The 13,812-nt window shown below is 55.9% G+C and carries 12 protein-coding genes; 7 read left to right on the forward strand and 5 right to left on the reverse strand.

What is annotated here, in order from left to right; all coding sequences use genetic code 11:
* Positions 1 to 141: 141 nt before the first annotated feature.
* Both Q1B15_RS22405 and Q1B15_RS22410 read left to right on the forward strand, forming a co-directional pair.
* Entirely contained in the window at positions 142 to 2,160 is a 2,019-nt protein-coding gene (locus Q1B15_RS22405; RefSeq protein ID WP_299758279.1) for an NADPH-dependent 2,4-dienoyl-CoA reductase, read from the forward strand.
* A gap of 180 nt (positions 2,161 to 2,340) precedes the next feature.
* Entirely contained in the window at positions 2,341 to 3,246 is a 906-nt protein-coding gene (locus Q1B15_RS22410) for a LysR family transcriptional regulator (RefSeq protein WP_299758282.1), read from the forward strand.
* Positions 3,247 to 3,325: 79 nt separating this feature from the next.
* Here the strand turns inward: Q1B15_RS22410 and Q1B15_RS22415 are convergent, their stop codons facing one another.
* Genes Q1B15_RS22415 through Q1B15_RS22425 form a run of 3 tightly spaced genes read right to left on the reverse strand, consistent with a single transcriptional unit; the run spans position 3,326 to position 5,708 of the window.
* Positions 3,326 to 4,252 carry an OmpA family protein gene (locus Q1B15_RS22415; RefSeq protein WP_299758285.1) on the reverse strand — a complete coding sequence of 309 codons (927 nt, stop codon included), beginning with the start codon at positions 4,250 to 4,252 and terminating at the stop codon, positions 3,326 to 3,328.
* The gene (locus Q1B15_RS22420; RefSeq protein WP_299758288.1) at positions 4,252 to 4,980 is read right to left on the reverse strand and encodes a GNAT family N-acetyltransferase; all 729 of its coding nucleotides are present in this window, start codon (positions 4,978 to 4,980) and stop codon (positions 4,252 to 4,254) included. The genes Q1B15_RS22415 and Q1B15_RS22420 overlap by 1 nt, the downstream gene beginning before the upstream one ends.
* Entirely contained in the window at positions 4,977 to 5,708 is a 732-nt protein-coding gene (locus tag Q1B15_RS22425; protein WP_299758291.1) for a molybdopterin-binding protein, read from the reverse strand. Before Q1B15_RS22425 ends, Q1B15_RS22420 begins: the two co-directional genes overlap by 4 nt.
* Before the next feature lie 48 nt (positions 5,709 to 5,756).
* Here Q1B15_RS22425 and sfsA point away from each other — a divergent pair, with 48 nt between their 5' ends.
* From sfsA to Q1B15_RS22440, 3 genes are all read left to right on the forward strand, one after another.
* A complete protein-coding gene (sfsA, locus tag Q1B15_RS22430) occupies positions 5,757 to 6,464 on the forward strand; it encodes a DNA/RNA nuclease SfsA (protein ID WP_299758293.1) in 708 nt (235 codons plus the stop codon).
* A 98-nt stretch (positions 6,465 to 6,562) separates the two neighbouring features.
* Positions 6,563 to 7,345 (forward strand): type I methionyl aminopeptidase, encoded by a 783-nt coding sequence (gene map / locus Q1B15_RS22435; RefSeq protein ID WP_299758296.1) that lies wholly within the window; start codon positions 6,563 to 6,565, stop codon positions 7,343 to 7,345.
* Positions 7,346 to 7,901: 556 nt separating this feature from the next.
* Positions 7,902 to 9,572, forward strand: coding sequence for a BCCT family transporter (locus tag Q1B15_RS22440; RefSeq protein ID WP_299758298.1), 1,671 nt, complete (start codon positions 7,902 to 7,904; stop codon positions 9,570 to 9,572).
* A gap of 240 nt (positions 9,573 to 9,812) precedes the next feature.
* On the opposite strand, the gene Q1B15_RS22445 is transcribed toward Q1B15_RS22440, so the two are convergent.
* Complete coding sequence (locus Q1B15_RS22445) at positions 9,813 to 10,892, reverse strand: dipeptidase (protein ID WP_299758301.1); 1,080 nt, start codon at positions 10,890 to 10,892, stop codon at positions 9,813 to 9,815.
* Positions 10,889 to 11,647, reverse strand: a complete 759-nt coding sequence (locus Q1B15_RS22450) for a gamma-glutamylcyclotransferase (RefSeq protein ID WP_299758303.1) — start codon at positions 11,645 to 11,647, stop codon at positions 10,889 to 10,891. The genes Q1B15_RS22445 and Q1B15_RS22450 overlap by 4 nt, the downstream gene beginning before the upstream one ends.
* Before the next feature lie 581 nt (positions 11,648 to 12,228).
* Between Q1B15_RS22450 and Q1B15_RS22455 the strand changes: the two genes are divergently transcribed.
* Together Q1B15_RS22455 and Q1B15_RS22460 are read left to right on the forward strand one after the other, a co-directional pair.
* Positions 12,229 to 13,206, forward strand: coding sequence for an LOG family protein (locus Q1B15_RS22455; RefSeq protein ID WP_299758305.1), 978 nt, complete (start codon positions 12,229 to 12,231; stop codon positions 13,204 to 13,206).
* A gap of 33 nt (positions 13,207 to 13,239) precedes the next feature.
* On the forward strand, positions 13,240 to 13,812 hold a 573-nt coding region (locus tag Q1B15_RS22460; protein WP_299758307.1), incomplete at its 3' end, for an MBL fold metallo-hydrolase.

Consider the following 13,812-nt stretch of genomic DNA (forward strand, 5'->3'; position numbering starts at 1 on the left):
GTTTGTTTGTTGTTGTCGCGACGTTAGCCGATCCATGCGGGCGGAACAATCTGGACCACGACACAATCTGACGCCGCGTTCCCACGTGACAGGGCCGCGAGCTTCGGCCAGGGTCTGGACACACTCGCAAAGGGCAAAGCCATGACCGATTACCCCCATCTTTTCCAACCTTTGGACCTTGGGCACGTGACGCTGCCGAACCGGGTGCTGATGGGCTCGATGCATACGGGATTGGAAGAAGTTGGCGATTTTGACCGGGTTGCTGCGTTCTATGGCGCGCGGGCGCGAGGCGGTGTCGGACTGATTGTGACGGGAGGAATGTCTCCAAACCGCGAGGGGGGTGTGCTGCCCGGCGCTGCGGGGTTGTTCAAGCCCGAGGATATTGCAAACCATCACCGCGTAACCGGGCGGGTGCATGAGGAAGGTGGTCGGATTGCAATGCAGATCCTGCATGCAGGGCGGTATGCATATAGTCCGGAATGTGTTGCACCTTCTGCGGTTAAATCTCCGATTTCGCCATTTGCACCGCGCGAACTGGATGAAGATGGGATCGAAAAGCAGATAGCCGACATTGCAACGGCTGCGGCGCGGGCGCGCGACGCAGGGTATGACGGTGTCGAGATAATGGGATCGGAAGGGTATTTCCTGAACCAGTTTCTGGTTACGCACACCAATCGGCGGACCGATCGCTGGGGCGGAATTTATGAAAACCGTATGCGCTTACCGGTGGAGGTTGTCCGGCGTGTGCGGGCTGCGGTTGGCGACGACTTCATCGTGATTTATCGCTTGTCGATGATTGATCTTGTGCCGAATGGCTCGACTTGGGACGAGGTCGTGACATTGGCAAAAGCGATCGAAGGGGTCGGTGCGTCGATCCTGAATACCGGCATTGGGTGGCACGAGGCCCGCATCCCGACAATTGCGACGTCCGTGCCGCGTCGTGCCTTCACCTGGGTTACAAGGAAGCTGATGGGCGAGGTGTCGATCCCGGTGATTACGTCGAACCGGATTAACACGCCCGAAGTTGCCGAAAGTGTTTTGGCCGATGGTTGCGCCGATATGGTGTCGATGGCGCGCCCGTTTCTGGCGGACTCGGATTTCGTTGCGAAGGCGAACGCCGGGCGTTCGGCGACAATTGCGCCCTGCATCGCCTGCAATCAGGCCTGTCTTGATCATACGTTTGAAATGAAAGTCGCGTCCTGTCTGGTCAATCCGCAAGCCGCCCATGAGACCGAGCTTCAGTACACGCCGACGAATGCGCCCAAGCGGATCGCGGTTGTGGGGGCGGGGCCTGCTGGATTGTCTGCGTCGATTGTTGCGGCTGAGCGCGGGCATGCTGTGACATTGTTTGATCGGGCGAAGGAAATCGGAGGTCAGCTGAACATGGCCAAGAAGGTGCCGGGCAAAGAAGAGTTCTTTGGTCTTATCGATTGGTACCGGACGATGTTGGTCGAGCATGGCGTTGATGTGCGGCTCGAAGTCGAAGGGGAGGCCGACGATTTGGTGGGGTTCGACCATGTGATCGTCGCGACGGGTGTTGTCCCGCGCGATCCCGGGATTCCGACCTCCGGCGGGATGCAAGTCGTGAACTACGTCGATATCCTGACGGGTCGCGCGGTTGCGGGCAAGCGCGTCGCGATTGTGGGTGCGGGCGGCATCGGCTTTGATGTGGCAGAGTTTTTGACCCATGACGGTGAAAGCCCGGCGGAAAACCTTGATCTTTGGAAGGAAGAGTGGGGGGTATCAGACCCGGGCAAGCATCGCGGTGGCCTCGCGCCAGAAGGGGCTTCGCCGGCGCCATCACCGCGCAAAGTGACGTTGTTGCAGCGAAAGGCCGAGCGTCCGGGCAAGCGGCTGGGCAAAACGACCGGCTGGATCCACCGGACAAGCTTGATGAGGAAGGGCGTAAAGATGATGGGCGGGACAGACTATGTTCTGATCGACAGACATGGTTTGCATGTGACGACATCGGATGGCCCCGCACTGATTGAATGCGATACGGTCGTCCTTTGCGCCGGTCAGGAGCCTGAAAGACGCCTTCGATCGGCGCTTGAGGGTCGGGGCGTTGAAGTTCACGTAATTGGCGGCGCTGACGTTGCGGCAGAATTGGACGCAAAAAGGGCAATAGATCAGGGCGCACGACTTGCGGCAGGCCTTTAGTGCTTAATATATTGATAATAAACCAAATAGTTGTATTTTGAGCTTTGCTCGGTCGTTTCCCATCCTAAAACGATCCCGACAATACCGGGAAATTGTCGGGGACTTTCCGCATTCTTGCCTGATTTCACCATCACAGAGGTGTTTGCCGGGGGGCGCAAAAGAATAAGGGTAAAGCTCCTAATGGACCGACTGACCGAAATGGAGGCGTTTGCAACCGTCGTTGATCAGGGCGGGTTCACAGACGCTGCCAAGAAAATGGGTATCTCGAAATCAGCCGTGTCAAAACACGTCTCGTCTCTGGAAGCCCGGCTTGGTGCGCGCCTACTGAACCGCACAACGCGTCGGGTGTCTCCGACGGAGATTGGCCTTGCGTACTACGACCGCGCCCGCCGCGTTCTAAATGATGCAGGTGAAGCCGACGCGCTTGTCACCTCGATGCAATCAGCGCCATCCGGGCTGCTGCGGATTTCCGTGGCGACCGATTTTGGCGTAAATCATCTGTCACCGGTGCTTGGCGATTTCCTTCAGGAATTCTCGGACATCACGGTGAACATGGTGCTCAACAACCGTTATGTGGAACTGATCTCGGAAGGCTTCGACCTTGCGATCCGCATTGGCGAGCTGGAAGACAGCACTTTGCGCGCCCGCAAACTTTGCGAAACCAACCGTCGGATGATCGCATCCCCGGACTACTTTGCGAAGTACGGTCGCCCCCAGAAGATTGACGACCTGAACGAACACAAGCTTCTGCATTATTCGAACAATTCCAGCGGAAACGTCTGGAAGCTGACCGCACCTTCGGGTGAAAAGCGGCAGGTTCGTACCGCCGGTTGGCTTACGGTCAACGATGGCCAGTCGCTTTTGAATGCCGCTATTGCAGGTCTTGGCATCGCCTATCTACCATCCTTCCTATATGCAGACTCGATGCAAAAGGGCCTTGTGGAAGAAGCGATCCCAGAGCTTCCGATCGAAACCCAAGGCATCTACGCTGTGTACCCACCGGGCCGTTTCACCCAGCCCAAGGTACGCGCGTTCATCGATTTCCTTGTCCATTCCTTCGCCGAGAAGGGCCCGGACAGCTGGTAACATCCTCTCTGTTTTGACGAGTGTTCCCTCTATAAAAATCAACTCGGGCGCCCTAGGGCGCCCGTTTCTTTTCGTGGGATCAGGTGCCGTCGGACAGCAAAATAACCTCGACACGGCGGTTTTCTGCGCGTCCGGCTTCGGTCAGGTTTGATGCAATCGGAGCCAAAAACCCGACGCCATCGGCCTGCATTTGCGCAGGATCCACATCGTAGCCATCTCGAAGGCGGCCACGCACGCTTTCGGCGCGACGCTGTGACAGCGCCGTATTTGCAGCAAGGCTGCCGACGGCATCGGTATGCCCGACGATGGCAATTATGACGTTTGGATTGGCGCGCAGCCATGCCGCAAGATCGGCCAGGCTTTCGGATGCGGCATCGCTAAGCTCAGACGCGCCAGACCCGAAATCCAGATCGTCCAGAACGGCATGTCCCCTTGTTTCAAGGTCCGAATGCAGGTCGCCGGATGCGTTCGCCGAGAGAGTAGACGGCGCCAACGACGCGTCCTCGCGCGGAAGTCTCATGGGGAAAACCTCGGTGATGTGGACATAGCCCACTTGCGCATCGCGCGAGACCACAATCGAAACCTGACGGGCGTCCGTTGTGGCCTCATCTGAGTTTTCCATCAGAATATATCTGAAATCACCAAGATCGACGTGCATCTCTGGCTCGCCGAGAAGATCAAGCTGGAAGCGGAAATCGAAGCCTCCACAGGTTAGGCTTTCGCATTCGTAAACTTCGACGTACCCGCCTTCAAGCAAGGCTGTGCGGAGCGGGCGTAAAAGTTGGAGCGTTGTTTGCGCGCCTCCGCCAACGCGCAGCGTGCGTTTGCGGATAGCACCTTCGACCACAGGAGGGGCAATTTCCGCGGACCAGGCCGAACTGGGCAGTCTGACGGTGGACGCAGGCGATGCCTCGCGGCGGGTCTCAACCCCACGGGGGATCGAAAGATCCAATGCAGCTGCGGGGCTGACAGTTATCAAGAGAGCTAAAAAGGCGTTCCGGATCATCACTTTGCCTGTGGTGCACGACGATAGTGATACTGCCCAACGTCGCACATTCCAAGTGTGCGATACAAAGCATTTGCCGGCGAGTTGGCGCGGGTCACCATAAGCGCGAGCCATTCCGCACCTGTTTGATTCGCCCATTGGGCGGCGGCGTGCATCAAACAGGTGCCGATCCCACGGCGTTGCGACTCCGGGGCAACCTCTAGGGCGTGCAACATGGCGATATCGTCTGATTTGGCGACAAAGGCCGCTCCTAGACATTGGGTCGCGCCTTTGGCGACAAGCACGGTTTTTGTGTTCCTCACGCGGTCCATCACCGCGACCCGAGCTGGACCAATGCCGCCTTTTTCCCAAAGCGCGCGCACAACAGTGGAAGCGGGCCAAGTCGATTTGATTGTGGTGTCAGGCACGTCATGGGGGCGGTCTTTGATCGGCATCAGATAGATCGCGACGGGGTCCACAATGTCGTAATTGCGGGCCTTCAGCCATTCATCGAGGGCGTCGTCGCCTGGCCGCAACATGAACAAGGGGTGTTGCTGGAGGTCCCGCATTCCGACTTCCGCCGCTGTTATATCGTCTTTGCAAAGGTCAGCTGCAGCCGTTGCCGCGGAGACCCGCTGACCGCCACCAGCACCTTCCCGCAAGGTCCAGGGTGGCAGATTCACAAACCTCAAGGGCGGCCATGTTGCATCCAATGCAAGAAACAACTTGGACGATGTGGGGCGTGTCATCTCACAGCATCCGAGAACAGATCGATCAGTCTCCGAGTGGCCGCTGCAACCGCCTCGGAATCGCTCCCCCTAACCACGATATTTGCGCCATAAACGCCATTTTTTGTATAGGGATACGAGCCAAAGCTCAGGTCGTTGTACCTGGCGGCCAGGTCTGCGAGGGGTCCGGCGATATCGCCCTCACCACGCTCGATCCGGGTGGATGTGGAAACAAGCGGCGCTCCGCCTTTCAAGGTCGGCAGAACCGTTGCAACCATCGCCTGGAAAACCGACGGCACACCGGCCATCACATAGACGTTTTCAAGTTGAAACCCAGGCGCGGTCGAAACGGGGTTTTCGATTAATGTGGCGCCCTGCGGAATACGTGCCATCCGCAAGCGTGCATCGTTCAACTCCATGCCCTGCCGGTCATAGTGGGCCTGAAGGATCGCCCGGGCGTCGTCGCGCACGTCGATTGTCGCGTTGAAGGCAGCGGCAATGCAATCAGCAGTGATGTCGTCGTGGGTCGGGCCGATTCCGCCTGACGTAAAGACATGGTCGTAAGTCTTTGAAAGTATTTGTGTAGCGGCGATAATGGCATCGCTATCGTCGGACACAACGCGCACCTCCTTGAGGTCGATCCCGGCCTCGGTCAGCTGCCCAGCGAGATGGTAGGTATTGGTGTCCCTTGTGCGCCCCGACAAGATTTCGTCGCCAATGACCAGCACCGCAGCGGTTGGATTTGCCATTGTCTGAGGTCCTTGTTCCTTGGGTTTTGTCGGTATAGGCCGCGGCTCATGCTCTTTCCAACCCCTCTTGTTCCGGCACGACTTATCCGTCGCTACAAACGCTTTCTGGCCGATGTTGTTTTGGAAGGTAGCGGCGAGATGGTTGTCGCGCATTGCCCGAACCCGGGCGCGATGCTGGGGCTGGCTGACGAGGGCATGCGGGTTTGGCTGGAGCCGAACAATGATCCAAAAAAGAAGCTGAAGTACGGATGGCGTCTTGCTGAACTGCCCGGCGGTCATCTTGCGGGTATCGACACCGGCGTGCCGAACCGCGTTGTGGGCGAGGCCCTTCACGCCGGAGCGATTGGCGAACTTGCGGGATGGGACACCATTCGCCCCGAGGTGCGTTATGCCAAGAAAAGCCGGGTGGATTTCCTGCTGAGCGGCGCAGACGAGCCGGATGTCTATGTTGAGGTGAAGAACGCCCATCTGCGCCGAAACGGGGATTTGGCTGAGTTCCCCGATTGCGTGACAGCGCGTGGTGCGCGACATCTTGATGATCTGGCCGCGATGGTGGGAGAGGGGCATCGAGCGGTCATGCTGTATCTGGTCCAGCGGACGGACTGCGCCCGTTTCGATCTCGCCCATGACCTTGATCCAGCTTACAGCGCGGCCTTTGAAAGGGCGCGGAACGCCGGGGTCGAGGCGATTTGTTATGGCACGGTGATCACGACCGATGGCGTCGTTTTGGGCGCACCGCTTCCGATTGTGACATGACGCTGCGCCGCAGTGACTGGCGAATTCCCGGCGAACGATTTATATCAACCTGAAACGACACAGGAATTGAGATTTTGGACGACCGTAGGCAGGGCCGGATGACGAAAGATGGCATCCGCATTTATGATCGCGAAGACTACGCAGGCATGCTTCATGCCGGAGAGTTGGCTGCGCGTATTCTTGATGAAATCGCACCACTTGTGGTGCCGGGGGCGACCACCGGAGAGATCGATGCCACGATCACTCAGATGGTGCAGGACGCAGGCGCGACCTCAGCGACGATCGGCTACAAGGGCTATCAGCACGCAAGTTGTATCAGCGTTAACCATGTGGTCTGCCACGGCATTCCTGGTGATAAGCGTCTGAAAGAGGGTGATATTTTAAACGTCGACGTCACCGTGATTGTCGATGGCTGGTTTGGGGACACAAGTCGGATGTATGCGGCCGGCACGTTGTCGCGCAAGGCTGAACGTTTGGTGCAGGTCACACATGACGCTTTGTTCAAAGGCATCGAAGCCGTGAAACCCGGCAATACTTTCGGAGATATTGGCCACGCCATTCAGGCCTATGTCGAAGCGCATCGCATGTCGGTCGTGCGCGATTTCTGCGGTCATGGGTTAGGTCGCGTGTTCCATGCGCCGCCGAATGTTTTGCACTATGGGCGTCCTGGAACAGGTCCTTTGTTGGAGCCGGGAATGTTCTTCACCATAGAACCCATGGTTAATTTGGGGCGTCCCGAGACCAAGGTATTGGCCGACGATTGGACTGCTGTTACGCGCGACAAGTCTCTGTCGGCTCAGTTTGAGCATTCGGTGGGCGTGACTGAGGACGGTGTTGAAATCTTCACGCAATCACCAGGTGGGAAGTTTCATCCTACCTAGGGTGGTAGGACGGGTGTGTGTTCCGTCGTGCACAGGCATGGTGTTTGAAGCGCATTGCAAGAGCCGGCATTTTGGAAGCATTGCTAAGCCAGATCTCAACCAATGTGATCCCTGCTGATGGAAATCGTTCAAGACCTGTGCTCTGCTTCTTTAGGCGTTCGGGGAGTGAATGCGTTTCAATCCAAGGCAATCTCTCGAAGGGCGCGGCCCGAGACTTAGATGAGAGGCGAAAAGCCCTTTTTGCAGGAAGTTCGGGGGCCGGGTTTTGATGTGGAGCAACCACCGGGTTGAACCCTGGGTTGCTCCTGATCCCGGGCCTCTTTTGGCCGGTCAACCACTTTTACAGTGCTTTTTATGCCCCAGTCCTGTGAACAGCAGTTTCTTGGGGGGTATCTGCCAGCCTAATCCTTGACCCCGGTGGCGATTTGACGCGTCATAAGGCCATACTTCGCGATCGTCTTTAAGAGCACTGTCAGGTGCCGATGAGATGAAGTTTTTGGCACGAGCGTTGGCAACCAAAAATGACGCGAAGAAACGATAACTTGAGGGACATAAAATGCCAGTCAAACCACCAATCACCCATTTGCCGATCCGCATCGCTGAGACCGGGTTTTATAAGGGGTTTACCAAAGACGTCACGATCACATCGAAGTTTGCAGTCGGGGCGTTAATTCTTTGGGCAATCGCGTTTCCCGATCAAGCAGCCTCTGTGTTGGGCCAGCTTAACAATATCATTTTGGCGACCTTCAGCTTTTGGTACGTCTATGTGATGGCGTTCTTCGTTATCCTTTGTTTTGTGTTGGCGCTGTGGCCCGCCGCAGGAAAATTGCGATTAGGACTTGAGGACGACAGGCCCGAATTCTCTAATTTTTCATGGTTTTCGATGATGTTCGGTGCGGGTATTGGTATCGGCATGCTGACGTTTGCGACGGCAGAACCGATGTACCATTTCGCCAAGAATCCCAGCACGATCATGGGGCTGACCGAGGGCAGTACGGCGGGCAACGTGCGTGACGCCTACATCTGGTCTTTCACCCATTGGGGGCTGGCCGCTTGGGCATCCTATGCCATCGTAGGCCTGGCTTTGGGTTACTTTTCGTATCGTCGCGGCTTGCCACTGACTATCCGGTCAGCGCTGACCCCGATCTTTGGTAAATCCTTGTCGGGTCCAGTTGGCCATGCCGTGGACGTGGTCGCGGTTGTTGCCACGGTGCTCGGTGTTGCTCAAACCCTCGGCTTTGGAGTCGAGCAATTCGTCTCGGGACTGACACGGATTGGCTTTGGTGATTGGCTGCAAACAACAGCTGCTGACGGAACGACATCGTCATCCACCATGGGCATTGTCGTGGCTTTGGTTGTCATTATGGGCGCCTCGACCCTTTCGGCGCTGTCTGGCGTCGGCAAGGGCATCAAGTGGTTGTCGAATATCAACATGGGCCTGAGCTTCTTCGTACTAGCCTTTTTCCTGATCTTCGGGTCGACCTTTTTCGGACTGACGGCGCTTATCGTGGGTATTTGGGATTATCTGATTTCCATTCCCGGTAATATCTTGACGGTTTGGAGCAAGGACGGAACCGAAACCGGTGATGCACTCGCCGGTTGGCAGGGTGGCTGGACCATCTTCTATTGGGCCTGGTGGATCGCGTTCGCGCCGTTCGTTGGCGTGTTCCTTGCACGGATTTCGAAGGGCCGCACCATTCGCGAGTATGTCTTGGGAGCGATGATTATTCCTGCGCTCATGTGTTTTGTCTGGTTTGCACTTGTCGGCGGCACGGCCATCGATCTTGAGCTGTCAGGTGAGGCCGCAGGCGCAATCACTGGCGCAGGTCAAGCCGACCAATTGTTCGCGATGCTGGCGGTTATCCTAAGCCCGGCCTTGGCTTACCTGATGTCCGTTGTGGTCGTGATCTTGCTGCTCACATATCTCGTGACATCGGCGGATAGTGCAGTGCTGATCATTAACACAATCAACGCTGGGGGCGACGAAGGCCCGAAAGCGCGCCCACATATCTTGTTCTGGGGCGCGGCATTGGCATTTGTTGTTGGCGGTTTGATCATCGCCGGAGGTCTGGGTGCAATTCAGACAGCCATGGTGATCGGCGCGCTGCCATTCAGTCTTGTTATGGTGTTGATGGGGCTGTCGTTGATCAAGGCGATCTGGCGCGACAGTATGCGGCTGAAGCATGGTCTGCCGACGACGCATGCTGAGGGTGTGCCCGCCGAATAGGCCTTTGTACTCAACTTTCTGGGGCCCCGGTGTTTACCCACCGGGGCCCTTTTGGATTAATAAGATGGCGCGCGCCGCTGCACGTATCACCGCTTGCTCAATTCGACTTTCTTCCTGAGCCGGATCATGGGCCGTTATAAGCTTAAGCGTGCTTTCACGGTGTCATCCCTGAGCGCCTTGGTTTGGGGAACCGTCCGCCGGTCCAGCATCCCTATTTGATATCACAATCCAGTAAGAAATTTATGTGACCGTCTCAGTGCGCAAAGTACGCTCTAGACAATTGATCCAGTTATCTCGCGCCAGCTTTGCAAGAAGGGATTGGTCATACCCATGCTTTCCAAGAGCCGAAAGAAAGCTAGGAACACCCGTCACATCGCCAATTAATTTCGGAACAATACAACCGTCAAAGTCCGACCCCAGGCCGACATGATTTTCGCCCAGATGTTCGATCAGATAGTCCATCTGCCTGAACAGTGGCTCCCAGCCCATATCATTTGCCGCGGTGCCGTTCTCGTTGATGTAGAAGGTCGCGTAGTTGAAGCCGACCATGCCGCCCGTTTCGCGGATTTGTGCCAATTGGCGGTCTGTAAGGTTACGCGGGGTTTCACACAAGGCGTAGGCGTTTGAATGGGTGGCCACCAAGGGCGAGGTGCTGATCTTAGCGACATCGTTGAAACCCGCGTCGTTCAAATGCGACAGGTCAATAACCATGCCAAGCTCGTTGCAAAGCCGTATGAGGTCCTTGCCTTTTTCGGTCAAGCCGTTGCCGATGTCCGGAGAACCGGGGAACTTCATCGGCACACCTTCGCCAAAAATTGTCGGTCGGCTCCAAACCGGCCCAAGCGAACGTAAGCCCATCTCATAAAACAAATAAAGCGCGTCAAGATCAGGGCCGATGGCCTCGGCGCCCTCCATATGCATGACGCCAGCGATGATGTCATCTGACATGGCGTTGCGAACGTCCGAGGCTGTCCGGCACACTTTAAAGTCATTGGGGGCGACGCGTTCCATCCAATGCAACAGACCCGCCATGGTCATCGCCATGGGCTGAGCTTCACCGTGGTTCATTTGCGGCGGCGTCGGCAGGTCATAGGGCGGGCTTGACATCAGTGTGGCGAAATCTGGCGGTGGGCCACCGGAAATCGGCGGCACGAATATCGCGAACAGTCCTCCAGCAAATCCGGCCTGTTTCATGCGCGCCAAATCAAGGTGACCGTTGCCTGTGCGACCAAGCCAGACTTCCTCGCGCCGGGCCGCTGTGAACATCAACCGTAGGAGAAAATCATTATGTCCGTCGAAAAATGGAGTGCGTTCTGTCACGGTTTAGCCTCGTCTAAAAGATGTTTTTGCGCGTCGCAGCGCGCTCTGGTTTGCGTCAAAAGCGATGAGGACTCTTCGTCTATGATGCCGAGCGCATCAAACTGTGCGACAATATTTTCCAAATACTCAAGGCTCGTACCCAGAATCCCAACACCGTTTATAAGACAGTTTATTTGCTCATCCCGGCTAATTTCACCGCATATCTGCTCTGCTTGATGATCGGCCGTAAAGGTAAGGACCTTTCGCTGCTGATCCCCCGTATCGGCAGTTACAAAAGTCGGAATATAGGTTGGGGCGACCAATTCCCGGCGCCAAAGAATTTCGGTTTCGACGTCGACGATGTCTTGGGGAATTCGAAATGCCAACCCGTCGCAGCCATCGCCATGATCAAGGGCTGCCATTAGGCCTGGCACTTCGCGGTTTCCGCGCCCTCCGTAGATTTCTTTAAGTATGAATCGCCGTGAATAGTCCGCCACCTTGGCCCGACGAACCTCGGAAAACTTGAAAGCGGGATCCCACATCAGCGACCCATAGGCAAAAACCCAAAGGTCTTCATCAGGGTGGTCTTTCAGAGCCTCGAGGCGGCTTTGTTCACGCTCATCATCTGTGTGAAGAAACTCACCAACCCATTCCAGTTCGGGGTGTTTCTCCAAAATAGACTCAACACGAAACGTCCGAAAAAACGACGTCAACGGATCGGTGATCTTGTCACGCAATTCCGGATGATGGCGGAAGGGGTCTTCCTCAGGCTTCATCTGCGGGTCTCATTTCAATCGTGTTTCCGCTCAGTGCTGCAGGAGCCACGTTACACAGGCTCTTCCATTCTGTCTCTGTGCATTCGTCCAATGTCATCTCTAGGAGGTGCTCCAAACTTGGGGCCGTTCAATCCTGAAGACTGCGAGCCTCCAAATTAAGAGGCCCCGCGTCGCCCTAATCAACGCGGTGTGCTGATTAATTGGGGGGAGGTCATGCGGATTTAACGTCAATGCCAGCGCCGTAGACCGCAAAACCGGTGCCTCTTGATGACTGTACTTTTGTTGGCCTCGGTTCGAGGAATTGCATGACTTCAGGCTTCTCAACTCGCGTTCCAACCAGAACTCAGACCAGTGCAATCCTACACATTTTCCTATTTGCGGCGTTGTTTTGGGTCATGTTGAGTGCTGTATTCGTTCGATAGCTTGATTTTGATCAAGGTTGCCCGCTCTCTTTCAGGGATGCTCAACCGAAGTGAGCGGGTTTTGTCCTTTTGCTGGTGACAACACTGTGGAGATGAGTTCGCTGGTGAACTTTTACCCTATCGCCGCGGGCAGGGCGCAAGACTATGAGGGGATAAGACTTGAAAAACCGAAGAACCATTACGCTGCCCACAGGCACGGTTCCAGGACCCGCACCTAAAATCAGGGACGTGCCTTTGCCTGGGCAATCGCCAAAGGCCGCCAGAGAAGACAATGATGCTCCGGCGCGCGTTGCAAAGATCCTGAGCAGTGAAGGTTATCTGCAGGCCGATGAGGACGTGGCTTTTCTTCGGTCAGACAATATGCGTGGTGTGCGACTGCAGCTTGATTTCATGAAAGCCGAACATGGGCTCGAAGCCCATGATGTGAAGCATACGATCGTTGTGTTTGGCAGCACCCGTATTCCCGAGCCAATTGCCGCGCGCACACGGCTCGAGAAGGCCCGTAGCAGGTTGGTCACGGACCCTGAAGACCCCGAATTGGTACGGGAGGTGAAAATCGCGGAGCGCGTTCTGCTGCGCGCTCCATATTATACTATTGCCCGGGAGTTTGGCGCTGCGGTCGGCAGTATAAAAGAGGCCCGCGACGGCGGTCAGATCGCAATGATGACAGGCGGTGGACCCGGTATGATGGAGGCGGCGAACCGGGGCGCGTTTAATGCAGGGGCAAAGTCCATCGGCCTGAACATTACTCTGCCAAATGAGCAGTTTCCCAATCCGTATCTAACACCGGGGCTTTGTTTTCGGTTTCACTACTTTGCTCTGCGCAAAATGCATTTTCTGAGCCGCGCGCGGGCCCTCGTCGCCTTCCCAGGTGGCTATGGAACTTTGGATGAACTGTTCGAGACTCTCACACTAGTGCAGACTCGAAAAATTGCGCCTTTGCCGATTATATTGGTCGGACGCGAGTTCTGGTCTCGTGCAATTGATTTTCCGTTTCTCGTCGAAGAGGGGGTCATCGACCCCGAAGACGAGGATCTCTTTTGCTTTGCCGAAACGGCTGATGAAATCCTGAAGATCATTGCTGATTGGTACGCGCAAGCCGGGCAACCGCTCATCGATTCCCCGGAAGACCTCTGACCACTTACACCGATATGACAACAGGAGAGCCCAATGAAGCTATCTTTTCACGGCGCTGCCAGAAACGTCACCGGCTCCTGCCATCTTCTTGAAGCAGGAGGACTACGGATATTGATCGATTGTGGGGCGTTCCAAGGAACACATCACGCGGATGAGGAAAATTCTGGTGATTTCGGCTTCAATCCTGCAGAGATCGATATCTTGCTTCTCACCCATGCGCATTTGGATCATTGCGGCCGTATTCCGCTGCTTGTGAAACGTGGCTTTACCGGCAGCATCATAACAACTGCAGCAACCCGTGATCTGGCCAAGCTGATCATGTTGGATTCTGCAAATATCCATGAGGAAGATGCGTCAAGAGCGTCTCGGCGAAATCGGCGCTCTGGCGGCGAAACGATCTCGCCGCTTTACGGTCAGATCGATGTTCTGTCTGCTTTGGATTATTTTGGACCAAATATCAGGTATAATGAAGAGCTTGCGTTGAATGATGCTGTGAAGGTCCGTTTCATCAACGCTGGTCATATCTTGGGTTCAGCTTCAATTGTAGTGGCGGCTACGGAAGATGGAACCACGCGCCGAATTTTGTTCTCCGGCGATCTTGGCAGC

This window comes from uncultured Boseongicola sp. (genome assembly GCF_937988555.1).
GTDB lineage: Bacteria > Pseudomonadota > Alphaproteobacteria > Rhodobacterales > Rhodobacteraceae > Boseongicola.